Genomic DNA, 22,507 nt, shown 5'->3' with positions numbered 1-22,507 from the left:
GCACTGGCCGCAGCTGGCCGGCGTCGTCCAGCCACTGGGCGGCGAGTACGCGGCCCGCCGTTCCCTGCTGGAACAGCTGCCCTTCCCGGTCGGCTACGGCGTCGAACTCGGCCTGCTCTCTTCACTCAGGAAGAGAGCGGGACCCCGACCCTCGAGCAACTAGGCGCGGGGCTTCTCCCGCATCTCGATGGTCTCGATCTCGTCGCCGACCTGGATGTCGTTGAACTTGCCGAGGCCGATGCCCGCCTCGAAGTCCGTGCGGACCTCGGTGACGTCGTCCTTGAAGCGGCGCAGCGACTCGATCGCGAGGTTGTCGCCGACGACGACGCCATCGCGGATGACCCGAGCCTTGGCGTTTCGCGTGATCGTTCCCGACCGCACGATGACACCGGCGATGTTGCCGAACTTCGAGGAGCGGAACACCTCGCGGATCTCGGCGACGCCCGACTGGACCTCTTCGTACTCGGGCTTCAGCATGCCCTTGAGCGAGTCCTCGATCTCGTCGATGGCGTTGTAGATCACCGAGTAGAAGCGGATGTCGACGCCCTCGCGAGCGGCGCGCTCGCGCGCCTTCGTGTCGGGACGCACGTTGAAGCCCACGATGATCGCGTTGTCGATCGTCGCGAGGTTCACGTCGCTCTCGGTGATGGCACCCACACCGCGGTGGAGGATGCGCAGCTGCACGCTGTCGTCGACCTCGATCTTCATGAGCGACTCTTCGAGCGCCTCGACGGCACCCGACACGTCACCCTTGATGATGAGGTTGAGCGACTCGACCTTGCCCTCTTCGAGCGCACGGGTGAAGTCCTCGAGCGAGATGCGCTTGCGCGCCTTGGCCAGCTGGGCGTTGCGCTCGGCGGCCTCTCGCTTCTCGGCGATCTGACGCGCGGTGCGGTCCTCCTCGGTGACGAGGAAGGTGTCGCCGGCGCGCGGCACGCTCGAGAGACCCTGCACCTGCACGGGGCGGGACGGGGTGGCCTCGGCCACGGCGTCGCCGTTCTCGTCGACCATCGCGCGAACGCGGCCGTAGGCCGTGCCCGCGACGATCGCGTCGCCGACGCGCAGCGTTCCGGACTGGATGAGCACGGTTGCCACCGCACCACGGCCCTTGTCGAGCTTCGCCTCGATGGCGACACCGCGAGCGTCCTTGTTGGGGTTCGCGCGCAGGTCGAGACCGGCGTCGGCGGTGAGGAGCACTGCGTCGAGCAGGTCCTGGATGCCGATGTTCTCGCGAGCCGAGACGTCGACGAACATCACGTCTCCGCCGTACTCCTCGGCGACGAGGCCGAACTCGGTGAGCTGCTGGCGCACCTTGGCCGGGTTGGCGTCGGGCTTGTCGATCTTGTTCACCGCGACCACGATCGGCACGTTCGCCGACTGGGCGTGGTTCAGCGCCTCGACCGTCTGCGGCATGATGCCGTCGTCGGCCGCGACCACGAGGATCGCGATGTCGGTCACCTGCGCACCACGTGCACGCATGGCGGTGAACGCCTCGTGACCCGGGGTGTCGATGAAGGTGATCGCGCGGTCCTTGCCCTCGTGCTCGGTGTGCACCTGGTAGGCACCGATGTGCTGGGTGATGCCGCCGGCCTCGCCCGCGACGACGTTCGCGTTGCGGATCGCGTCGAGGAGTCGGGTCTTACCGTGGTCGACGTGACCCATGACGGTGACGACCGGAGGACGCTGCTGGAGGTCTTCGTCGGTCTCGTCCTCGAGCTCCTGGTCGAGGTCGATGTCGAAGCCCTCGAGGAGCTCGCGGTCTTCGTCTTCGGGCGAGACGACCTGGATCTTGTAGCCGAGCTCCTCGCCGAGCACCTGGAAGGTGGCCTCGTCGAGCGACTCGGTCGCCGTCGCCATCTCACCGAGGTGGAACAGCACCGTCACGAGCGAACCGGGGTTCGCGTCGATCTTGTCGGCGAAGTCGGAGATCGACGAGCCGCGACGCAGACGGATGACGGTGTTGCCGTCGCCGCGGGGAACGCTCACGCCGCCGAGCGACGGGGCTTCCCGCATCTCGAATTCGGCCCGCTTCGTCCGCTTCGACTTGCGCGACTTGCTCTTGCCGCCACCACGGCCGAAGGCACCTGCGGTGCCGCCGCCGGGGCCGCGACCACGACCGCCGCCGCCCGCGGGACGCGGGCCGCCGAAGCCGCCGCCGGGTGCTCCGCCGGGACGCTGGAAGCCGCCACCGGCACCGCCGGGACGCGCGCCTGCGCCGCCGCCTGCGCCACCGGGACGCTGGAAGCCGCCGCCGGGGCGACCGCCTGCACCGGCCGGACGCGGAGCGCCGGGACGCGGCGAACCGGGTCGCGGGGCCTGCGGGCGCGGGATGTTGCCGGGGCTCGGGCGCTGGCCCATGCCCTGGGCGCTCGAGAACGGGTTGTTGCCCGGGCGCGGCTGAGCGGGGCGCGAGCCCATGCCCTGCGAGCTCGAGAACGGGTTGTTGCCCGGGCGGGGCGTGCCGCCGCCTGCGGGGCGGGGGGCTCCGGGACGCGGAGCTGCAGCAGCACCGGGCTTCGGGGCGCCGCCGGGCTTGGCGACATCGCCGTCGGTCGACGCGGCCGCCGTGGCATCCGTCGACTTCTCGGCTGCCGCCTGCGCTGCGCGCTCTTCAGCCTGCGCCTGGCGCTCGGCGACCGTGAGCGGTGCCTCGGCGACAGGGGCCTCTGCGGCCTCGACCGGTGCCGGAGCGGGAGCCGCGGGTGCGGCCGGAGCCTTCGGTGCCGGCTTCGGGCCGGGCTTGGCGCCGGGCTTCGCAGCGGAGGCCGCTGCGGGCGTGGCAGGCGCCGGAGCTGCAGGAGCTGCGGCCGCGGCCGCGCCTGCGGCCTCGAGCGCCGCCTTCAGGCGACGTGCGACTGGGGGTTCGATGGACGACGAGGGTCCCTTGACGTACTCGCCCATCTCCTTGAGCTTCTCAAGGGCGATCTTGCTGTCGACACCGAGCTCGGATGCGATCTCGTGTACGCGTGGTTTGGCAGCCACTTCTCTCCTGTTCCGGGTCCGACCCCGGACAGGGGCAGACCATCAATGGCGGACGGGACTCATTTCGAGCCGCTCATTAGTTGTCACTCATTGGTCATCACTTGTTGGTTCAGCCTGTTCTCTACGTTGCCGGTGTCCACCTCGCCGCGAATGCGGAGCGCTCGCCCGAAGGCGCGCTTCCGAACGGCGAGGCGGTAGCACTCGAGTGTCGGATGCAACCACGCGCCCCTGCCCGGAAGCACAGCCGTGACATCGGCCACGACGTGGGAGTTCTGGGAGACGACCCTCAGAAGTGAGGACCTTGGGGCACGCGAACGGCATCCGATGCACGTTCTGACGGGTTCCATCTTACACTCTGCGCTGTGCGGCCGCCGACGGCGGCCGATCGGTGGACATTGGCGGCGACCGGTGGACGGTCACCGGGTTCAGTCGGACTCGAGGACCGAGTCGGGCTGGATGTCGATCTTCGCACCCGTCAGCTTCGCGGCGAGGCGGGCGTTCTGGCCCTCCTTGCCGATCGCGAGCGAGAGCTGGTAGTCGGGCACGAGTGCGCGAACGGCACGCGTCGCCTCGTCGATCACGAAGGCGCTCGTGACCTTCGCGGGGCTGAGCGCACTCGCGACGAAGGTCGCGAGGTCGTCGTTCCAGTCGACGATGTCGATCTTCTCGGCGCCGAGTTCGGCCGTGACGGCGCGGACGCGCTGGCCGAGCTCGCCGATCGCTGCGCCCTTGGCGTTGACGCCCGGCTGGGTCGCGCGCACGGCGATCTTGGTGCGGTGGCCGGCCTCGCGGGCGAGCGAGACGATCTCGACGACACCCGAGGCGATCTCGGGCACCTCGAGGGCGAAGAGCTTGCGCACGAGTGCGGGGTGGGTGCGGGAGACGGTGATCGACGGACCCTTGAGTCCCTTGGCGACGCTCGTCACGTAGACGCGGATGCGCTGGCCGTGCAGGTACTCCTCGCCGGGCACCTGCTCTTCGGGCGGCAGGATCGCCTCGACGCTGCCGAGGTCGATGTGCACCATGCGCGGGTTCGGACCCTGCTGGATCATGCCGGCGACGATGTCGCCCTCGCGCCCGCGGAACTCGCCGAGCACGGCGTCGTCGGCGATGTCGCGCAGTCGCTGGTTGATGACCTGCTTCGCGGCGAATGCGGCGATGCGACCGAAGTCGCTCGGGCTGTCTTCGGCCTCGCCGATGACGTTGCCCTCTTCATCGAGCTCGGGAACGAACACCGAGACGTGGCCGGTCTTGCGATCGAGGTGCGCACGTGCGCCGTCGGGGTTCGCATGTCCGTGCTGGTCGGGATGGGTGTGCTTCAAGTAGGCCATGAGAATGGCCTGCTCGATGATCTCCACCAGCTCGTCGAATGGGATCTCTTTCTCGCGCTCCATCATCCGCAGCACGCTGAGGTCGATATCCATGAACCCGGCCTCCTCTATTCAGCTCTCACGCCGCTTCCCCTCGGAGCGGACAGGACTCTACGGTACCGGATGTCGCGGCCCTCGGTCAGCCATGGTGGACGCCCTCGTTCCCCTCGCCCGCACCTCGATCCGTCGAAATCTGCGCCGACGCTCCCGTCGGAACGCGATTCTCGACGGATCGGTTCGGGTCGGTGTCACGCGCTTCGCCGAGCCAGCGCGTGACGGATGTCCCTGAGCAACTGTTCGGGAGCCACGAGGTCCCTTCGCGTCACGCGGATCACGATCCAGCCGGCACCCTCGAGCGCCCGGGATCTCGCGATGTCGCGCTCCCAGCGGTCGCGGTCGATGCGGTGCCGTTCACCCTCGTACTCCATCGCGATCCGGTATGCCGGGTAGGCGAGATCGGGGTGCAGCACCAGACCGCCACCGACGTCGACGGCATGTCCGACAACAGGTTCGGGCAGCCCCGCATCGACGATGACCAACCTGGTGTGCGTCTCGGGTCGAGAATCGACGCCGACCCGGATGCGCGGAAGCGCGATGACGAGCTTGCCCGTACCCCGCGCAGGGCGGAACGCCGTAAGTGCTCGCGAGAGCTCGTCCAGCGTGCAGATCGGAGCGGAGCGCCGACCGCCCGGCATCCGCTCCCCCGACACCAGGTAGTCGCCGACCGCGACGAGGTCGGCGATCGACAGCTGGCCGGCGAGTTGGCACCAGACGTCGGCAGGCGCGACGATCGGCGGCAGCCCGTGCACGAAAGCGGATGCCGCGTGTCCGGACTCGTGCCCGACGACGCTTCTCGTTCGCGGTCGCGCGCCTTCGATCGCGGTCAGATGAAGGATCGGCGACGATTCGAGCCCGGCCGGGAGCGGCGCCCCGAGCAGGATCGCCGCCGTCGAGTGGCTGAACCGAACGCCCTCGCGAAGGCGCGGCCGGTAGGCGCGGCAGCGTCCGAGAGTGGTGTCGAGGTCGACGCCGATGCTGCGGACGCCGTGGAACGGACGATCGAGATCCACCGCGCGCAGTCGACCGACGGTGAGCCCGTGCAGCTCGACGTCCGAGGTCCGGAACGAGCGACCGTGAACGCGGTCAGGGAGTGGTACTCGACGTGGCATGCCCCCACTGTGGAGGGTCGCGCCGTCCCATCCGTCGATTCATCCACAGGCAGAGGCGAGCCCGAATCGAGCCGTCGGAAAGTGCGCCGTTCAGCTTCGGGTGGCGCACTTCTCGACGGATCGACTCGAGGGTCGGCGACGCGCGCCGGACTCAGCCCGCGAGCGCTGCGGCGACCTCGCCGATCGCGACCTGCGTGCGCTCTCCGGTCGCCCGGTCCCAGACCTCGACGATGCCGTCGGCGACGCCGCGGCCCGCAATCACGATCTTCGGCACGCCGATGAGCTCGGCGTCGCCGAACTTCACGCCGGGCGAGACCTTCGGGCGGTCGTCGAAGAGCACGTCGAAGCCGGATGCCTCGAGCTCGGCCACGATCGTCTCGGCCGCCTCGAACACGGCCTCGTCGCGACCGGTCGCCACGACGTGCACGTCGAACGGCGCCACGGCGGGCGGCCAGATGAGGCCCTTGTCGTCGTTGTTGTCCTCGGCGATGATCGCGAGGATGCGGGTGACCCCGATGCCGTAGGAGCCCATGGTGACGGTCGCGAGCTTGCCGTTCTCGTCGAGCACCTTGAGGCCCAGGGCCTCGGCGTACTTGCGGCCGAGCTGGAAGACGTGGCCGATCTCCATGCCGCGGGCGAGCTCGACCGGGCCCGAGCCATCGGGAGCGGGGTCGCCCGGCAGCACGTTCGACGCCTCGACGGTGCCATCGGCGACGAAGTCGCGGCCGGCGACGAGGCCGAAGACGTGCTTCTGGTCGACGTTGGCTCCGGTGATCCACTCGGTGCCGTCGACGACCCGCGGGTCGACGAGGAAGCGGATGCCGGTGGCGGACTCCTCGCCGAGCACGGCGCCGCCATCGGACCACGGGCCGATGTAGCCCTTCACGAGGCCGGGGTGCTTCGCGAAGTCGGCCTCGGTCGCGGGCTCGACCTCGCCCGGGGCGAAGGCGACCTCGACGCGCTTCATCTCGACGTCGCGGTCGCCGGGCAGGCCGATGACGACGAGCTCACGGGTGCCGTCGGGCGCCACGACGGCGAGCACGACGTTCTTCAGCGTGTCGGCCGACGTCCACGCGCGCCCGTCGGGACGCGGGTACTCGGCGTTCGCGAGGTCGACGAGCGTCGCGATCGTCGGCGTGTTCGGCGAGTCGAGCACGAGGGGTGCGGGAAGCCCGTCGAACGGGATCGACTCGGGCACGACGGTCTCGAACGCCTCGACGTTGGCCGCGTAACCGCCGGCCGAGCGCACGAAGGTGTCCTCGCCGACGGGGGTCGGGTGCAGGAACTCCTCGCTCTTCGAGCCGCCCATCGCACCGGCATCCGCCTTGACGATCACGTACTCGAGGCCGAGCCGCGTGAAGATGCGCTCGTAGGCGTCGCGCTGCGCCTGGTAGCTCGCGTCGAGGCCCTCGTCGGACACGTCGAACGAGTACGCGTCCTTCATCGTGAACTCGCGGCCGCGCAGGAGGCCGGCGCGCGGCCGGGCCTCGTCGCGGTACTTGTCCTGGATCTGGTAGATCGACAGCGGCAGGTCTTTGTACGAGTTGTAGAGGTCCTTCACGAGCAGAGTGAAGACCTCTTCGTGCGTGGGCGCGAGCAGGTAGTCGGCGCCCCTGCGGTCCTGCAGGCGGAAGAGGTTGTCGCCGTACTCGGTCCACCGGTTCGTGACCTCGTAGGGCTCACGCGGCAGGAGCGCCGGGAAGTGCACCTCGTGCGCGCCCGCGTTCGTCATCTCGTCGCGGATGATCGCCTCGATCTTCGCCTTCACGCGCAGGCCCAGCGGCAGCCAGGCGAACACACCTGGCGCCTGACGCCGGATGTAGCCGGCGCGCACGAGCAGGCGGTGGCTCGTGACCTCGGCGTCGGCGGGGTCTTCGCGGAGCGTACGGAGGAAGTAGTTCGTCAGGCGTGTGGGCACCCGACGATTCTACTGAGCACCGCGGATGCCTCCCGCCCGCGTGCTCAGGTGAGGTCGACGTCGACCACTTCGACGCCGCTCTCGGCGAGGTGGCGGGTGACCTGGTCGGCCCAGTTGATCAGGTCGAACAACGCGGTGTCGAGGCTCTCGAGCACCTCGAGCACACGCGGGTGCACGTCACCGTCCTCGAATTCCTCGATGAGGTGGTACGCGTCGTCGCGGGCATTCGCGGCGTTCTCGAGGTGGCGGCTGTTGATCGTCATCCTCGAATTCTATCGGCGGCGCGACGCGTGATCGGCCCGGTCTACGAGGCGGCGTGACGCACCGGGGTCCGCACGCCGAGGCATCCGCTCGCCCTGCTGCTCGTAGGCTGGGGCGCATGCCGAGCCGCCGAACGCACGTCACGGATTCCCTCGCGCAGAGCGAGCTGGCGGTCGCGCTCGCCCGGCTGCGCGCTGAACTCGACGTGCCCGAGTCGTTCTCGCCCGAGGTGCTCGCCGAGGCCGAGGCGGCACGTGCGACAGCCCCGGGCGCCGATCTGCGCGAACTCGAGTTCGTCACGATCGACCCGCCGGGATCGACCGATCTCGACCAGGCGCTCCACATCGAACGCCGCAGCGCCGGGTTCCTCGTGCACTACGCGATCGCGGATGTCCCCGGCTGGGTGGTCCCCGATGGCGCGGTCGACCTCGAGGCGCGGCGCCGCGGCCAGACCCTGTACGCCGCCGACGGCAGGGTGCCGCTGCATCCGGTGGTGCTCAGCGAAGACCGCGCCTCATTGCTGCCCGATGCCGATCGCAGCGCCTTCGTCTGGGCGTTCGACCTCGACGAACGCGGTGAGGTGACGTCGACCCGGCTCACCCGGGCGACGGTGCGCTCGCGCGAGCAGCTCACATACGCCGAGGCGCAGGCCCGGATCGAGGCCGGAGACGGCGACGACTCGTCGCTCGCGCTGCTGCGCGAGGTCGGACTGCTGCGCATCGAGCTCGAGCGCGCTCGTGGCGGCGCGAGCCTCAACGCCCCCGACGAGGAGATCGTGCGCACGGCCGACGGCGGCTACTCGCTCGAGCGCCGGCACCCGCTGCCGGTCGAGGAGTGGAATGCGCAGCTGTCGCTCATGACCGGGATGGCGGCGGCGCAGCTCATGCTGGGAGCGCGCATCGGGGTGCTCCGCACGATGCCGAAGCCGAGTGAGGAGCGCGTCGCGGCCTTTCGCGCCCAGACCCGCGCGCTCGGCCTCCCCTGGCCCGAGACGATCACGTACGGCGAATACCTTCGCGGCCTCGACCGCGACGACCCGGCCGCGCTCGCGGTGATGCAGGCGGCATCCGGGCTCTTCCGCGGCGCCGGCTACCTCGCCCTCGACGGCGAGGTGCCGCCCGATCCGATCCAGTCCGCGCTCGCGGCGCCGTACGCGCACGTCACCGCGCCGCTGCGTCGCCTGATCGACCGCTGGGGGCTCGTCGTCTGCGAGGCGCTCTGCACCGGAGGCGAGGTGCCCGAGTGGGCGCGGTCATCGCTCCGCGAACTGCCGTCGCTCATGGGCGCATCGTCGCAGCGCGCGAGCCGGCTCGACGCCGAGTCCATCGCCCGGGTCGAGGCGGCGCTGCTGAGCGCCCGGGTCGGCGAGCGCTTCGTCGCGACGGTGCTCGAGGTGCGCGGTGAGCGGGCGGTGCTCCAGCTCGCAGAACCCGCGGTGACCGCGACGTGTCCGGCGCCCGCCGATGCCCGTGCCGGGACCGAACTCGAGGTCGAGTTGCTCGCGGCCGACATCGCGACGGGCACGATCGAATTCGGTCCCGTCACGGCCGCTCACGCCTGACCGGCTCTGCGAAGGTGGTCGCGAAGGCGGTCAGACGCCCTCGACGTCCTCCTCGTCGGCGAGGGCGAACCGCTCGAGGTCGCCTTCGGCCTGCGTCGCGGCATCGTCGGTGTCGTCGTCGACACCCTCGTCGACACGCTCGTCGGTGCCCTCGTGGAGCGTGCCCATGCCGTCGGGGTAGCCCGCCGTGTCGGGGTACTCGAATTCGCTGCCGTCACCGCTCATCGCGGTCTCCTCTCGCGATCGGATGCCCCGGGGCATCCGCTGCCGCCCACGATACGCTCGGGCGGCGCTCGCGACTACGGGGTGAGCACCTCGGGAGTGCCGACGGGCGCGTCGGCGCCCATCTCGTCGGCGATGCGGTTGGCCTCCTCGATGAGCGTCGCGACGATCTCGGACTCGGGCACGGTCTTGATGACCTCGCCCTTCACGAAGATCTGGCCCTTGCCGTTGCCGGATGCCACGCCGAGGTCGGCCTCTCGGGCCTCGCCCGGTCCGTTGACGACGCAGCCCATGACGGCCACGCGGAGCGGCACGGTCATGCCTTCGAGCCCGTCGGTGACGTCGTTCGCGAGCTTGTAGACGTCGACCTGCGCCCGGCCGCACGACGGGCACGAGACGATCTCGAGCTTGCGCTCGCGGAGGTTCAGCGACTGCAGGATCTGAAGGCCCACCTTGACCTCCTCGACCGGCGGAGCCGACAGCGAGACGCGGATGGTGTCGCCGATGCCCTCGCCGAGCAGGATGCCGAACGCCGTGGCCGACTTGATCGTGCCCTGGAAGGCGGGGCCCGCCTCGGTCACGCCGAGGTGCAGCGGCCAGTCGCCGCGCTCGGCGAGCAGGCGGTACGCCTTGACCATGACGATGGGGTCGTTGTGCTTGACCGAGATCTTGAAGTCGTGGAAGTCGTGCTCCTCGAAGAGGCTCGCCTCCCACACCGCCGACTCGACGAGCGCCTCGGGCGTCGCCTTGCCGTACTTCTGGAGCAGGCGCGGGTCGAGCGAGCCGGCGTTCACGCCGATGCGCAGGCTCACGCCGGCCGCCTTGGCCGCCGCCGCGATCTCGCCGACCTTGTCGTCGAACTTGCGGATGTTCCCCGGGTTGACGCGCACGGCGGCGCAGCCGGCGTCGATCGCCTGGAACACGTAGTTCGGCTGGAAGTGGATGTCGGCGATGACGGGGATCTGGCTCTTCTTCGCGATGATCGGCAGCGCTTCGGCGTCGTCACGGCTCGGCACGGCGACGCGCACGATGTCGCAGCCCGAGGCCGTGAGTTCGGCGATCTGCTGCAGGGTGGCGTTGATGTTCGTCGTGGGCGTCGTCGTCATCGACTGCACGCTCACCTGGGCGTCACCGCCGACGAGCACCTTGCCCACCTTGATCTGGCGGGACTTGCGTCGCGGGGCCAGTACCTCAGGGACTTTGGGCATTCCGAGATTCACAGCAGGCACGTGTCGAGTCTACTTCCGCGTGGAGGGTCGACGGCTTCCAAGCGGATGTCTCAGCACACTTTCGCGCTACGCACAGCCGTCGGCGAGCATGACGGGCGCGCCGAGCCGCTTCACGGCCGAGCCGTCGTCGGTGGGCGTTGCGACCACGGTCGCCGTCTCGGGTTGACCGTCGGGACGAGCGAAGTCGAGGGTTTCGATCGGGGTCCCGACGCACGTCCAGAGACTCGCATCGAACACGGGGTCGCCGTCGAGCGAGGACCATGGATCCGCAGCGTGGAACCCCTGTTCACTGGTGAGATCGAGGCCCTGCACGGTCGGCTCGTCGAAGTACACGGCGAATCGCGGCCAGATGTAGTCGAGCTCGGTGCCATTGCGCCGATCCTCGTCGTAGAACCGCTCGTCGATCACGAGGTCGTCCCAGGCGTGGAACACGCCCGGTGGCGTGTGGTTCGTGCCACGATACGACTCGTCGACCGGCGGCGCGTCCAACAGATCCGTCAGCACGGCGATCGCTTCGGACGGCACCGACATGTAGTCGAGTGCCATCACGACACCACCGTCTGCGTCACGAAGCTCGAGCGCCTTCGGTCGTGCGACGAGCGCCACCACCGAAGCCATCGGATCCGGGGTCGAGGTCTCGGTCGGGATCTCGGTCGGGATCTCGCTCGCAGTCGGTGGCGTCGTGGTGGGCGTCGGCGGCGGTCCGAAGCACCCGCTCAGGGTCGCCGCCATCGCAAGTACCATCACGACGAGAGTCCATCTGGTGGCGGACCGCCACTTGATGTCGATCTGCAGCATCTGCGTCGCCCGCTCAGGCGCACTCGTCGTGGATCTCGAGCGGGGCCGAGATCGATGCGACCGTCAATTCGTCTTCCGATGGCCGGAAGACGACCGCGACTCGCTGGTCGTACGCGGTGCCGTCGGAATCCGACATCGGCACTTCGACGAAGTCGAGGTACGGCCCCGAGCATCCCGACGGGTTCGTCTGCAGCGCCGGCTCGGCGACCAAGTCGGTCCAGACGGTGCCGACCTGATACCCCTCGTCGGTCGTCAGCTCGGCGTCACCCGAGGTCGGGGCGGTGAACCGGACACTGAACGACGGCAGGTAGTAGCTGCGCGGCAACCCGGCCATCTCCCCCGTGTACTCGGGTTGGCGGAGCTCCATGCCGCCCCACTGATATGCGGTGCCGGGGGTGTAATGACTGTTGCCCGGGTACTCCTCGCTCTCCGGTGCGGCGCCGAACACGGTCTCGAGCGTCGCGATCGCCTCCGCCGCATCGCCGAGGTAGTCGAGCGACGCGACGACCGCTCCGGACTCGTCTCTCAACTCGAGCGCTTGCGGTCGGGCGACGATGGTCGTCACACTCTCAAGCGGGTCGCTCGGAGCCGTCGTCGTGGGACTCGGTGATGTCGACGCCGTGGGGGTCGGCTCTGCTCCCGCGGTGCCCGCGCACCCGCCGAGGGCGAGGACAGCGAACGCGGCCGCCGCGGCGGCGATGCTGACCAAGTTGGTACGACGCGGCATCGATGCTCCATTCCGATCGAGGCACCTATCGGCCCCGGCCGTCTCATTGTGTCCCATGCAGCCGTCGTCGGGACACATTCCGATCATGGACGGCCACCCGTCGCATGCTTCGACAAGTATGCGGCCGGCGCGACCGTCGAGCGTCAGGGACCACCCTGACGCGGCAGAAGGAACGAAGGCCTATGCAGCGATGAGTGCGGCGAGCGCCGCGCTGAACGCCTCGGGGTGCTCGAGGTGCGGCGAATGGCCGCAGTTCTCGAGTTCGAGCTCGGTGACCGTGCCACCGGCACCGGAGTAGCGAGCGAGCACGGCACGCGTCTGCGAGATCATCGGCTGCGGGGGCGCGATTTCCGCACCCGGCCAACCCGGGATGATGCCGGCCGCACCCAATTGGTTCAGGTCGAAGAACGAGGCGTCGCCGACGATCGCGTCCTGCGCCCCGTGGATCCAGAGGATCGGCGGCTTCGCGGCGAGGTCGACGATGCCGCTCACGTCGAACACGGTCGGCGCCATGGTGTTCAGCACTCCGCGACCACCCGGCGCGAACCCCGGCCAGTTCTCGGAGCCGATCGAATCGCCGGGGTAGTTGTCGGGTCCGATCGCCGTCGAGAGCATCGACTCCACCCAGACGTCTTCATGCTCGGAGACGAAGCCCGGCGCCACGTAACTCGAGCGGTACACGGCACGCGGTGAACCCGCCTCATCGCTCCGGTCGCCGGCCTCGAGCCGGGCCACGAAATCGGGGTTCACTCCCCCGCCGCCCGTGCCCGCGGCATCCGTCGTGAACAGCGAACCGTGCAGTGCGGTGCCGCCGAACCCGTACGGCGAGACCGGCGACTGCAGCGTGAGGCTCGCCACAAGATCGGGTCGGTCGAGCAGGAGCTGCATGACCACGCCGCCGCCCATGCTCCAGCCCACGAGGTGGACGGGGCCGAGATCGAGGGCGTCGATGACGGATGCCACGTCGTCGGAGAAGTCCCGAAGGCCGCGAGTGGCATCGACCGGCAGCGTCTCACTGTCGCCGAAGCCGCGCAGGTCGACCGCGTACGCCGCGATGCCGGGCGGCAATGCGAGCATCGCCGGCTGCCAGAACAGCGACGACGAGACGTTGCCGTGCACGAAGACGACGGTCGCCGACGGGGCATCCGCTCGCCGCTCGAGCACGCCGGCGACGAGACGCGGCGTCTCGACCGTGCGGGCGACGATGCCGGGGAAGATCGTTTCGACCATTGCGCGCTCGTCCGTTCAGTCCGTGATCAGTGGCGGTTCGGTCGCGGCCACGACCTCGTCGACGCTCACGCCCGGCGCGCACTCGACGAGCCGCAGGCCCTCGGGCGTCACGTCGATGACGGCGAGGTCGGTGATGATGCGATGCACGACCGCGCGCCCCGTCAGCGGCAGCGAGCACTCGTCGACGATCTTCGCGGAGCCGTCCTTCGCGACGTGCTCCATGAGCACGATCACCTTGCGGGCGCCGTGCACGAGGTCCATCGCACCACCGGGACCCTTGACCATCTTGCCGGGGATCATCCAGTTGGCGAGGTCGCCCGTGGCGGAGACCTGCATGGCGCCGAGGATGGCGGCGTCGATCTTGCCGCCGCGGATCATGCCGAAACTCGCCGCCGAGTCGAAGTACGCCGCGCCGGGCAGCACCGTCACCGTCTCCTTGCCGGCATTGATGAGATCGGGGTCGACCGCGTCGTCGGTCGGGTACGGTCCGACGCCGAGGATGCCGTTCTCGGACTGCAGGAGGATCGTGACCCCGTCGGGCACGTAGTTGGGCACGAGCGTGGGCAGGCCGATGCCGAGGTTCACGTAGGAGCCGTCGGCGAGTTCACGGGCGGCCCTGGCGGCCATCTCGAGGCGGGTCAGTGCCATCTCAGTTCTCCTCTCGCACGGTGCGACGTTCGATGCGCTTCTCGATGTCGTGGCCGACGACCACGATGCGGTCGACGTAGATGCCCGGCAGGTGCACGGCGTCGGGGTCGATCTCGCCGGCGTCGACGATCTCCTCGACCTGCGCGATGCAGACGCGCCCGGCCATCGCCGCGAGCGGCGAGAAGTTGCGAGCCGACTTGTCGAAGACGAGGTTGCCGTACCGGTCGCCCTTCAGCGCGTGCACGAGCGAGAAGTCGGTCGTGATCGCCTCCTCGAGCACGAACTCGCGAGCCACCCCCGCGACGTCGAACGTCTGCACGGGCTTCACCGGGCTCGCGACGGCGATCGTGCCGTCGGCGTTGTATCGCCGCGGCAGCCCGCCCTCGGCGACCTGCGTGCCCACGCCGGTCTGGGTGAAGAACGCCGCGATGCCGCTGCCTCCGGCTCGCAGCTTCTCGGCGAGCGTCCCCTGCGGGGTGAGCTCGAGCTCGAGTTCACCCGAGAGGTACTGCCGCTCGAACTCCTTGTTCTCGCCGACGTACGACGAGGTCATCTTGGCGATGCGCTGCTTCGCGAGCAGCACGCCGAGCCCCCAGTCGTCGACGCCGCAGTTGTTCGAGACGACGGAGAGCCCGTCGACCCCTGCGTCGAGCAGGGCCTGGATCAGCACCATCGGGATGCCGCAGAGCCCGAATCCGCCGACGGCGAGACTTGAGCCCGAAGGGATGTCGGAGACCGCCTCTTGAGCGGACCCGACGACTTTGTCGAGTGTCACGATGCACCTTCCTGTGTTTCCGCCGCCTCGATGCGGGCACGGATCACAGGGATCACGCTACCCGCGCCGGGCTCGGTCATGACGATCGTGTAGTGGTTCACGTTGGCGACGTCGTGCACGACGAGCTGCGGCATCCGCTCGGCCCACTCGGCGACGAGCGCCTCGGGGTAGAGCGGAGCCTCGTCCTGCAGTCCGCGAGGAGCGCGGAAGAAGTCGACCGGCCGGGCCAACGCCCGGAGCGCTTCGAGGTATCCGCTCGCGCCGTCGAGCTGCACGGCGTTCTCCACGACGGCGGCGGCGACCGCCGAGCTCCTGAGGCTCGGCTCGACGCCGTCGAGGTCGTACTCGACGTACGCCTCGATCGAGGCGTTCCAGTACGGTCCGAGCGCCGGATGCCGCCGCCAGAAGTCGAGGTACGCGGCCCGATCGGGAAAGGTCATCGAGAGGCGCTCGAGCGCTGGGCCGAGCAGCAGCGCCGGCAGCTCCTCGTCGGGCACGCCCGCGGGGTTCGGCACCGGCAGCCCGCCGTCGACGAGGGCGATGCCCGCGACCCGATCGGGGTGGCGTTCGGCGAATCGCACCGAGACGAACGCCCCCATCGAGTGGCCGAGCACGTAGACCCGGTCGACGCCGAGGGCGTCGAGGGCCGCTGCCACGTCGTCGGCGTGGCGCTCGAGGCCGTACGGCCCCGGCAGCGCGTTGCTGCGGCCGCGGCCGCGCAGGTCGGGGGCGATCACCCTCCGCTCGGCGAGCCCGTCGGCCACGAGGTCCCAGTTGCGGTGGGTCGCCGAGATGCCGTGCACGGCGAGCACGGGAAGGCCGGCGGCATCCGCTCGCCATTGGCCGCCCGCGAGCAGGCCGCCCTCGACGGGCGCGGCGAAGGCCGTCGACGTCACCGTGCGCTCCATCCGCCGTCGATCGTGTAGCTCGCGCCGGTCGCCATGCCGGCGGCCGGGCCCGCGAGCCACAGGGCCAGGCTCGCGACCTCCTCGGGCTCGACGAGTCGCTTGACGGCCGACTCCGTCAGCATGACCTTCGGCACCACCTCGTCTTCGGAGATGCCGTGCACCTTCGCCTGATCGGCGATCTGCCGCTCCACGAGGGGCGTGCGAACGTAGGCCGGGTTGATGCAGTTCGACGTGACGCCGTGCGGGCCGCCCTCGAGGGCGGTGACCTTCGAGAGGCCCTCGAGGCCGTGCTTGGCCGCCACGTAGGCCGACTTGAACGGCGAGGCGCGCAGCCCGTGCACGCTCGAGATGTTGATGACCCGGCCGAAGCCGCGAGCGTACATGCCGGGCAGTGCGGCCCTGATGAGCAGGAACGGCGACTCGAGCATGAGCCGCATGATGAACGCGAAGCGCTCGGGCTCGAACTCCTCGATCGGGCGCACGTGCTGGATGCCCGCGTTGTTGACGAGGATGTCGGCGTCGAGCGAGAGATCGGCGAGCGCGGCGGTGTCGCCGAGGTCGACCTGCCATGCCTCGCCTCCGAGCTCGGCCGCGACGCGCTCGGCGGCCTCGCCGTTGAGGTCGGCGATGGTGACGTGCGCGCCCGCTTCGGCGAACGCGCGGGCGCAGGCCTCCCCGATGCCGCTCGCTCCCCCGGTGACGAGCGCTCGGCGCCCGCTGAGATCGGTCACGATTCCTCCTTGCCGGCCGCGTCGCTGCGCGGTTCGATTGCGTCTCCACTCGACGAGGTGCGTGCAGCGGCGGGGCGGCCGAGCGCCCCCTCGACGAAGCGCATCATCTCGTCGAGCACTTCGGGCGGCACGGCACGGGTGCCGCTCGCGGTCGGGTCGGCGTCGTCGCCGGGCGCTGCGTCGCCGTCGCCCCAGAGCACCCAGCGCATGCCGATCATCTCGCCGATGCCCATGAGCGCCCATGCCGCCACGGTCGGATCGATGTCGCCGATCTCGCCGTCTTCGCTCGCCTCGCGGAGGCCGTCGATGTACCCGTCGACGATGCGCGTGTAGTGCAGGCGAAGCGCATCGGGCGAGACGAGCTCGGCCTCGCGCACGACGCGGTAGAGCGCAGGATGCTCCGCCGTGAACCGGAAGAACGCCGCGAACCCCGCGCGCTCGGCCTCGATGCGGTTCGCCGCGCCGCGTGTGCCCTCGCTCATCGCCTGACGCACGCGATGGTTCAGGTCTTCGACGAGCTCGTTGAAGATGTCGAGCTTCGTGTCGAAGTACAGATAGAAGGTGCCCTGGCCGACCCCGGCCCGGTCGGTGATGCGCGAGACGGATGCCTCGTGGTAGCCGTGCGCGGCGAAGACGTGCTCTGCGGCCTCGAGCAGGCGCCGGCGGGTCTTCTCGCCGCGTGCGGTTCGGGGTGCTGCACTCATCGTGCGTCCTCTCGGTGATGCGTGGTGGCGGGCTCGGCTCCGGTGCCGGCGTCGACCCCGGTGCCGGCGATCGCGGTCGCGCGCTCGACGAGCACCCACCGCAGCACCTTTCCGGCCGTCGAGCGGGGCAGTTCGTCGACGAGGTGCACCTCGCGCGGCACCTTGAAGCGGGCGAGCGAGGCGCGGGCGAACTCGATGAGCTCGGCGGCATCCGTCACCCGGCCTCGGCCGACGACGACCCAGGCCACGCCGGATTCGCCCCAGCGCTCATCGGGAACGCCGACGACGGCGACGTCGGCGACGGCGGGATGGCTCTGGAGCACGGCTTCGACCTCGGCGGGGGCGACGCCCTCGCCGCCCGAGATGTACACGTCCTTGATGCGGTCGACGATCGTGAAGTAGCCGTCGGCGTCGCGGCGCACGAGGTCGCCGGTGTGCAGCCACCCGTCGTGCAATGCGGCCGCCGTGCCGGCCGGGTCGCGGAAGTAGCCGGCGAAGACCGACGGTCCGTGCACGAGCAGTTCTCCCTCGGCCGCGCCGTCGAGGTGCTCGCCGGTCACCGGGTCGGCCACCGCGACGTCGACGTGCGGGTACGGCTTGCCCGCAGATCCGGCACGGGTCTGCGCATCTTCGTCGGGAAGGCACAGCACGTTGGGCGAGGCCTCGGTGAGCCCGTAGCCCTGGGCGAGCGCGACCCCGCGCGAGTGCCAGGCGCGAAGGAGCGCAGGGGGCATGGGCGCACCGCCGACGATCGCGTGCTCGAGGCTCGAGAGGTCGGTGCGGGCGAAGTCGGGGTGCTGGGCGAGGAAGAGGTAGTTCGCGGGCACGCCCATCATCGTCGTGATGCCGCGGTCCTGGATCAGGTGCAGCACCCGGCCCGGGTCGAAGGTGCGCTCGAGGACGACCGTCGCGCCCGTCCACCACGCGAGCAGCGGCTGGATGTTCCATCCGCCGACGTGGTACTGCGGCATGACCGCGAGCACGGTGTCGGCCGCGCGGAGTTCCGAGATGCGCGAGAGCGACAGGTTCGTCCAGAAGCAGTTGGCGTGCGTGAGCATGGCGCCCTTCGGCGTCGCCGTGGTGCCCGAGGTGAAGATGATGAGGAGCGCGTCGTCGTCGGCGACCTCGGTGCGGGCGGATGGCGCGGCGGCTCCGTGCCGGGCCGGAGCGGGCATCTCGGCCTCGACGCCGTGTGCGCCGAGCGCGGCGGTGGGGACGGTGCGGATGACGCGGGAGAGCGTCGCCCGGGCCAGCGACTCGAACTCGCTCTCGATGAGCAGGAGCGCGGGCTCGGCGATCTCGAGCTGGGTGGCGAGCTCGCGCGGGGCGAGGCGCCACGAGAGCGGCACCAGCACGAGTCCGGCCTTCGCGCAGGCGAAGAACAGCACGACCTGGTCGGCGCTGTTGCCGGTGAGCGTGGCGACGCGGTCGCCGATCGCGAAGCCCGCCGATCGGAACGCCGCCGCGAGCCGCTCGGCTCGATCGTCGAGTTCGCGGTAGCTGACGACGACGCCGCGGTCGTCGATCGCGATGCGCTCAGGCGTGGCACGGGCGCGATCGCGCGTCCACCGCCCCAGCGTGTGGAGTGCGTCAGGCATCTGCGGTCTCCTCCGCTTCGGCCGGGTGCTGCTTCCGCCCCGTGCGGATGCGCTGTGGGAGTCCCGCGATCCCCCCGGGCAGGAACAGCACCACGAGGATGAAGAGCGTTCCCAGAATGAACAACGGCTCGGAGAGCGGGATCCGGAGCACGTCGGGCAGGGCCGCGATCGCGTCCGAGCCTGCGAGCGCCGTCAATCGCTGGTCGAGCAGTGTGTAGACGATACCGCCCACGATCGCGCCCCAGCGATACCCCACCCCGCCGAGCACGACGATGACGAGCAGCGTCAGGGTGAAGTCCGCCGTCGCCACGCGCGGCGAGGCACCGGACTGCAGCAGGAGGTAGCCCATGCCGGCGACGGCCGCGAGCACTGAGGCGACGATGAAGATGAGGAGCTTCACGTTGTAGGGGCGGATCCCGATGACCCGCACCCGGAGCTCGTTCTCGCGCGTGGCCTCTGCGACGTGACCGGCCCGGCTCTTCTCGACCCAGAGCACCACGAGGTACACGAAGACGAGCACGCCGAGCGCGACCCAGTACAGGTTGCGGGTGTTGAGCACGCCGACGAGCGCGCTCGGCACGTTGGCGATGTCGAGCGAGAGTCCCTCGTCGCCGCCCGTTGCACCACCGGGGTTGCGCCGGATGATCACCGAGCCGGCCTGGGCGAACGCGAGCGTCACCATGGCGAACGAGATGCCGGTGACCCGGAGCGCGAGCGCCCCGACGGTCGCCGCGAGCACGAGTCCGAAGACGAGCGTGACGACGATCGAGCCGAGGAAGATGAGCTCGCTCGGCCACGCGACGGGTGCGAACGCGTCGAGGGTCATGCCGAGTCCGTAGGCGCCCGCCGCGAAGAAGAGCGCATGGCCGAACGACAGCAGCCCCGCGAGGCCGAACATCATGCGGTAGCTGAGGGCGAGTGCGGCGATGAGCATCGCGTAGGCGAGCAGCTGCAGCGTGCCCGGCGTGTACGTCGGGCCGGGCAGCACCCCCGGGATGTCGATCGCGAGCAGCGGCAGCAGCGCGAGCAGCACGACGAGTGCCGCACCGCCGAGGGCGAGCCAGAGGGTTCGGCGAGCGGATGCCCCGGTGCCGGCCTGTGCTGTCGTGGAGGCGGATGCCGCGGCATCCGTCGTCTGCCGGGCCGTGTCCTGTGAGCCTGTCATGCGACCTTCCCCATCAGTCCGCGCGGGCGGATGAGCAGTACCGCGGCGAGCGCGATCACGACGACCAGGTCGCCCGTGCCGCCGAGGTAGAAGTTGGCGAACTGCTGCAGCACGGCGACGAGCACCGAGGCGATCGCGGCGCCCGTGAGGGAGCCGAGTCCGCCGATCACCGTCACGATGAAGGCGAAGATGAGCAGCGTCGAGCCGAGGTGCGCCGAGACGTAGCCGTAGTACACCGAGGCGAGCACGCCGCCGAGTCCTGCGGCCGCGCCGCCGATCGCGAAGACGAGCGTGAACGAGCGACGCACGTCGATGCCGAGCGCGGTGACCATCGAACGGTTCTCGACGCCGGCGCGGATGATCAGGCCGTACCTGGTCTTGCGGAGGAAGAGCACGATGCCGCCGAGCACGAGCAGCGCGCAGGCGATGAGGAGGAAACGGTCGTTCGGGATCTTCGCGCCGAGGATCATCGTCGTCTGGTCGAGCCAGTCGGGCTTCTCGGTGTAGATCGGATCGGTGCCCCAGATGCCCTCGAAGAGGGCGACGCTCGCGAGCGAGAGGCCGACGGTCACGAGCGCCTGCTCGATGTGGCGTTCGTAGAGCCGCCGGATCAGCAGGTACTCGGTAAGCGCGGCGACGATGGCGCCGACGGCGATGCCGACGAGCGCCGACAGCGCGAGCCCCCACCAGGTGCCGTCGGAGACTCGGCGTCCGACCTCCCAGCCGAGGAAGGCGGAGATCGTGAGGAACGAGCCGTGGGCGAAGTTCAAGACGCCCATGAGTCCGTAGATGAGGGAGAGGCCGCTCGCGACGAGGAAGTAGAGCGCGCCGAGGCCGAGGCCCGTGATGACGAGGAGGACGATCGTGCTCATCGGGCACCCGCCTCGGTGGCGTCGGCGTCGGCGTCGTGCACGCCGAGGTAGCGCTGGATGCGGTCCTCGTCGTCGAGGAGCTCTGCGGCCTCGCCCGTGAAGACGACGCGGCCGCCCGAGAGCACGACGACCCGGTCGGCGAGCGCGCGGATGACGTGCAGGTTCTGCTCCACGAGGAGCATCGGCACGGTGCGTGCCGCCTCGCCGAGCGCTGCGGCGACCTCGTCGACGATCTTCGGGGCGAGCCCCTTGGTGGGTTCGTCGACGAGCAGGAGCCGGTTCTCGTTGACGAGGGCGCGGGCGAGGGAGACCATCTGCTGCTGCCCTCCGGAGAGCGTGCCTGCGCGTTGCGCGCGGCGGTCGTGGATGTCGGGGAAGAGCTCGGCGATGTACTCGCGGCGGGGCCGGTCGTCTCGCTCGGCGAGCCTGAGGTTCTCGGCGACGGTCAGCGAACCGAAGACCTCGCGGTCCTCCGGCACGTAGCCGACGCCCTGCTGCACGATGCGGTGGGTCGGGAGGCGGTCGATGCGAGCGCCGTCGAGCAGCACCTCGCCGCTCCGGTCGATGAGGCCGAGGACCGACTTGATCGTCGAGGTCTTGCCGACGCCGTTGCGACCGAGCAGGGCGGTGACGCCCGTGGCGGGCACCTCGAAGGAGACGTCCTCGACGACCTGCTGGCCGGCGATGCGCCCGGAGAGGCCCCGGACCGTGAGGATGGGTGCGGCCGAGGTCGCGGTGCTCACACCGCCTCCCCGAGGTAGGCGGACTGCACGGTCGGGTTCGCCATGACGGCCTCCGGGGTGTCGACGGCGAGCAGTTCGCCGTGATGCATGACCGCGACCCGGTCGACGAGGCCGAGCACGACCTCCATGTGGTGCTCCACCATGAGCACGGTGCGGCCGCCGCGGTGGAGTCCGCGGATCACCTCGGTGAGCGCCGGCACGTCGCCGGAGGCGACCCCGGCCATGGGTTCGTCGAGCAGGATCACCTTGGGGTCGGTCGCGATGAGCATGGCGATCTCGAGCTTGCGCTTCTCGCCGTGCGCGAGGCCGGAGGCCTGGGCATCGGCCCGGTGCTCGAGCCCGACCTCGGCGAGGCACTCGAGCGCACGTGCGCTCGCGGCATCCGTCGCCCGCGGAAGCCGGAAGACCGAGGTCGCACCGCCCAGGTGGGCCTGAGCGGCGAGCCGCACGTTCTCCCGCACGCTGAGCGCGGCGAAGAGGCTCGACGTCTGGAAGGTGCGGCCGAGGCCGGTCGCCGCCCGGCGGTGGATCGGCTCCCGCGTGACGTCGGCGCCGTCGAGCACGACGCGGCCGTCGGTGGGGCGCATGACGCCGGAGATGACGTTGAAGAGGGTGGTCTTGCCGGCACCGTTGGGGCCGATCACCCCGAGCATCTCCCCGGCCGCCACGTCGAGCGAGACGTCGTGGAGGATGCGGGCGCCGCCGATGCGGAGGCCGATGTGCTCGAGGCTGAGCATCGCGTCGTGGGTCATGGTCGCCTTACTGCGAGTCGGATGGAGTGCGGCGGCCGTGCTCGGAGGCACGGCCGCCCCGCCCGTCACTTTGCGGCGACCCGCGGAGCCCCCCCTTCGGCGGCGGCGGTGTGGACGAGTTCGGGCACCCCCGTCGCCCCCGAC

The 22,507-nt window shown here is 70.2% G+C and carries 22 protein-coding genes; 1 reads left to right on the top strand and 21 read right to left on the bottom strand.

Annotated features, from left to right (window positions below):
• Nucleotides 1-159: 159 nt before the first annotated feature.
• The 6 genes from infB to ACFTQE_RS15870 all read right to left on the bottom strand — a co-directional run bounded on the left by infB (nt 160) and on the right by ACFTQE_RS15870 (nt 7,702).
• Nucleotides 160-2,982, bottom strand: coding sequence for a translation initiation factor IF-2 (gene infB / locus ACFTQE_RS15895; RefSeq protein ID WP_376925990.1), 2,823 nt, complete (start codon nt 2,980-2,982; stop codon nt 160-162).
• A gap of 83 nt (nt 2,983-3,065) precedes the next feature.
• Nucleotides 3,066-3,329, bottom strand: a complete 264-nt coding sequence (locus ACFTQE_RS15890; RefSeq protein WP_376925989.1) for a YlxR family protein — start codon at nt 3,327-3,329, stop codon at nt 3,066-3,068.
• 78 nt (nt 3,330-3,407) lie between these two features.
• Nucleotides 3,408-4,406 carry a transcription termination factor NusA gene (nusA, locus tag ACFTQE_RS15885; protein ID WP_376925988.1) on the bottom strand — a complete coding sequence of 333 codons (999 nt, stop codon included), beginning with the start codon at nt 4,404-4,406 and terminating at the stop codon, nt 3,408-3,410.
• Between the two features lie 194 nt (nt 4,407-4,600).
• Nucleotides 4,601-5,422, bottom strand: a complete 822-nt coding sequence (locus ACFTQE_RS15880) for an endonuclease domain-containing protein (RefSeq protein WP_376925987.1) — start codon at nt 5,420-5,422, stop codon at nt 4,601-4,603.
• A gap of 250 nt (nt 5,423-5,672) precedes the next feature.
• Entirely contained in the window at nt 5,673-7,439 is a 1,767-nt protein-coding gene (locus tag ACFTQE_RS15875; protein WP_376925986.1) for a proline--tRNA ligase, read from the bottom strand.
• Between the two features lie 44 nt (nt 7,440-7,483).
• A complete protein-coding gene (locus ACFTQE_RS15870) occupies nt 7,484-7,702 on the bottom strand; it encodes a hypothetical protein (protein WP_056013941.1) in 219 nt (72 codons plus the stop codon).
• Between the two features lie 116 nt (nt 7,703-7,818).
• Between ACFTQE_RS15870 and ACFTQE_RS15865 the strand changes: the two genes are divergently transcribed.
• Nucleotides 7,819-9,261, top strand: coding sequence for an RNB domain-containing ribonuclease (locus ACFTQE_RS15865; protein WP_376925985.1), 1,443 nt, complete (start codon nt 7,819-7,821; stop codon nt 9,259-9,261).
• A 30-nt stretch (nt 9,262-9,291) separates the two neighbouring features.
• On the opposite strand, the gene ACFTQE_RS15860 is transcribed toward ACFTQE_RS15865, so the two are convergent.
• The 15 genes from ACFTQE_RS15860 to ACFTQE_RS15790 form a co-directional block, all read right to left on the bottom strand.
• Nucleotides 9,292-9,486, bottom strand: coding sequence for a hypothetical protein (locus tag ACFTQE_RS15860; protein WP_376925984.1), 195 nt, complete (start codon nt 9,484-9,486; stop codon nt 9,292-9,294).
• A 74-nt stretch (nt 9,487-9,560) separates the two neighbouring features.
• Entirely contained in the window at nt 9,561-10,691 is a 1,131-nt protein-coding gene (ispG, locus tag ACFTQE_RS15855; RefSeq protein ID WP_056013951.1) for a flavodoxin-dependent (E)-4-hydroxy-3-methylbut-2-enyl-diphosphate synthase, read from the bottom strand.
• 87 nt (nt 10,692-10,778) lie between these two features.
• On the bottom strand, nt 10,779-11,459 hold the full coding sequence (locus ACFTQE_RS15850; protein ID WP_376925983.1) for a hypothetical protein: 681 nt from the start codon (nt 11,457-11,459) through the stop codon (nt 10,779-10,781).
• Nucleotides 11,460-11,523: 64 nt separating this feature from the next.
• Nucleotides 11,524-12,075: a hypothetical protein gene (locus tag ACFTQE_RS15845; RefSeq protein WP_376925982.1), complete on the bottom strand. Its 552-nt coding sequence runs from the start codon at nt 12,073-12,075 to the stop codon at nt 11,524-11,526.
• Nucleotides 12,076-12,417: 342 nt separating this feature from the next.
• On the bottom strand, nt 12,418-13,467 hold the full coding sequence (locus ACFTQE_RS15840) for an alpha/beta fold hydrolase (RefSeq protein ID WP_376925981.1): 1,050 nt from the start codon (nt 13,465-13,467) through the stop codon (nt 12,418-12,420).
• Nucleotides 13,468-13,482: 15 nt separating this feature from the next.
• The gene (locus ACFTQE_RS15835; protein WP_376925980.1) at nt 13,483-14,115 is read right to left on the bottom strand and encodes a CoA transferase subunit B; all 633 of its coding nucleotides are present in this window, start codon (nt 14,113-14,115) and stop codon (nt 13,483-13,485) included.
• Between the two features lies 1 nt (nt 14,116).
• Complete coding sequence (locus ACFTQE_RS15830) at nt 14,117-14,890, bottom strand: CoA transferase subunit A (protein ID WP_376925979.1); 774 nt, start codon at nt 14,888-14,890, stop codon at nt 14,117-14,119.
• A complete protein-coding gene (locus ACFTQE_RS15825) occupies nt 14,887-15,798 on the bottom strand; it encodes an alpha/beta fold hydrolase (RefSeq protein WP_376925978.1) in 912 nt (303 codons plus the stop codon). Before ACFTQE_RS15825 ends, ACFTQE_RS15830 begins: the two co-directional genes overlap by 4 nt.
• The gene (locus tag ACFTQE_RS15820; protein ID WP_376925977.1) at nt 15,783-16,529 is read right to left on the bottom strand and encodes a 3-hydroxybutyrate dehydrogenase; all 747 of its coding nucleotides are present in this window, start codon (nt 16,527-16,529) and stop codon (nt 15,783-15,785) included. The genes ACFTQE_RS15825 and ACFTQE_RS15820 overlap by 16 nt, the downstream gene beginning before the upstream one ends.
• Nucleotides 16,526-17,233 (bottom strand): TetR/AcrR family transcriptional regulator, encoded by a 708-nt coding sequence (locus ACFTQE_RS15815; protein WP_376925976.1) that lies wholly within the window; start codon nt 17,231-17,233, stop codon nt 16,526-16,528. The genes ACFTQE_RS15820 and ACFTQE_RS15815 overlap by 4 nt, the downstream gene beginning before the upstream one ends.
• Complete coding sequence (locus tag ACFTQE_RS15810; RefSeq protein WP_376925975.1) at nt 17,230-18,831, bottom strand: class I adenylate-forming enzyme family protein; 1,602 nt, start codon at nt 18,829-18,831, stop codon at nt 17,230-17,232. The genes ACFTQE_RS15815 and ACFTQE_RS15810 overlap by 4 nt, the downstream gene beginning before the upstream one ends.
• Nucleotides 18,824-19,996 carry a branched-chain amino acid ABC transporter permease gene (locus ACFTQE_RS15805; RefSeq protein WP_376925974.1) on the bottom strand — a complete coding sequence of 391 codons (1,173 nt, stop codon included), beginning with the start codon at nt 19,994-19,996 and terminating at the stop codon, nt 18,824-18,826. The genes ACFTQE_RS15810 and ACFTQE_RS15805 overlap by 8 nt, the downstream gene beginning before the upstream one ends.
• Entirely contained in the window at nt 19,993-20,868 is an 876-nt protein-coding gene (locus ACFTQE_RS15800; protein ID WP_376925973.1) for a branched-chain amino acid ABC transporter permease, read from the bottom strand. The genes ACFTQE_RS15805 and ACFTQE_RS15800 overlap by 4 nt, the downstream gene beginning before the upstream one ends.
• Nucleotides 20,865-21,611, bottom strand: coding sequence for an ABC transporter ATP-binding protein (locus ACFTQE_RS15795; protein ID WP_376925972.1), 747 nt, complete (start codon nt 21,609-21,611; stop codon nt 20,865-20,867). Before ACFTQE_RS15795 ends, ACFTQE_RS15800 begins: the two co-directional genes overlap by 4 nt.
• Nucleotides 21,608-22,363 (bottom strand): ABC transporter ATP-binding protein, encoded by a 756-nt coding sequence (locus ACFTQE_RS15790; protein WP_376925971.1) that lies wholly within the window; start codon nt 22,361-22,363, stop codon nt 21,608-21,610. Before ACFTQE_RS15790 ends, ACFTQE_RS15795 begins: the two co-directional genes overlap by 4 nt.
• Nucleotides 22,364-22,507 lie beyond the last annotated feature (144 nt).

This window comes from Agromyces sp. NPDC056965, from assembly GCF_042673425.1.
Taxonomy (GTDB): Bacteria; Actinomycetota; Actinomycetes; order Actinomycetales; family Microbacteriaceae; genus Agromyces.
Note: the sequence above shows the minus strand (reverse complement) of the source record. Positions and strands in the feature narration are given on the sequence as shown.

Excerpts from the sequence above, each read along its gene's own strand:
- ACFTQE_RS15865 (WP_376925985.1), top strand. The coding sequence starts at position 7,819 with ATGCCGAGCCGCCGAACGCACGTCACGGATTCCCTCGCGCAGAGCGAG.
- ACFTQE_RS15790 (WP_376925971.1), bottom strand. The coding sequence starts at position 22,363 with ATGACCCACGACGCGATGCTCAGCCTCGAGCACATCGGCCTCCGCATC.
- ACFTQE_RS15810 (WP_376925975.1), bottom strand. The coding sequence starts at position 18,831 with ATGCCTGACGCACTCCACACGCTGGGGCGGTGGACGCGCGATCGCGCC.
- nusA (WP_376925988.1), bottom strand. The coding sequence starts at position 4,406 with ATGGATATCGACCTCAGCGTGCTGCGGATGATGGAGCGCGAGAAAGAG.
- ispG (WP_056013951.1), bottom strand. The coding sequence starts at position 10,691 with ATGCCCAAAGTCCCTGAGGTACTGGCCCCGCGACGCAAGTCCCGCCAG.
- ACFTQE_RS15870 (WP_056013941.1), bottom strand. The coding sequence starts at position 7,702 with ATGACGATCAACAGCCGCCACCTCGAGAACGCCGCGAATGCCCGCGAC.
- ACFTQE_RS15890 (WP_376925989.1), bottom strand. The coding sequence starts at position 3,329 with ATGGAACCCGTCAGAACGTGCATCGGATGCCGTTCGCGTGCCCCAAGG.
- ACFTQE_RS15860 (WP_376925984.1), bottom strand. The coding sequence starts at position 9,486 with ATGAGCGGTGACGGCAGCGAATTCGAGTACCCCGACACGGCGGGCTAC.
- ACFTQE_RS15840 (WP_376925981.1), bottom strand. The coding sequence starts at position 13,467 with ATGGTCGAAACGATCTTCCCCGGCATCGTCGCCCGCACGGTCGAGACG.
- ACFTQE_RS15825 (WP_376925978.1), bottom strand. The coding sequence starts at position 15,798 with ATGGAGCGCACGGTGACGTCGACGGCCTTCGCCGCGCCCGTCGAGGGC.
- ACFTQE_RS15835 (WP_376925980.1), bottom strand. The coding sequence starts at position 14,115 with ATGGCACTGACCCGCCTCGAGATGGCCGCCAGGGCCGCCCGTGAACTC.
- ACFTQE_RS15800 (WP_376925973.1), bottom strand. The coding sequence starts at position 20,868 with ATGAGCACGATCGTCCTCCTCGTCATCACGGGCCTCGGCCTCGGCGCG.
- ACFTQE_RS15815 (WP_376925976.1), bottom strand. The coding sequence starts at position 17,233 with ATGAGTGCAGCACCCCGAACCGCACGCGGCGAGAAGACCCGCCGGCGC.
- ACFTQE_RS15805 (WP_376925974.1), bottom strand. The coding sequence starts at position 19,996 with ATGACAGGCTCACAGGACACGGCCCGGCAGACGACGGATGCCGCGGCA.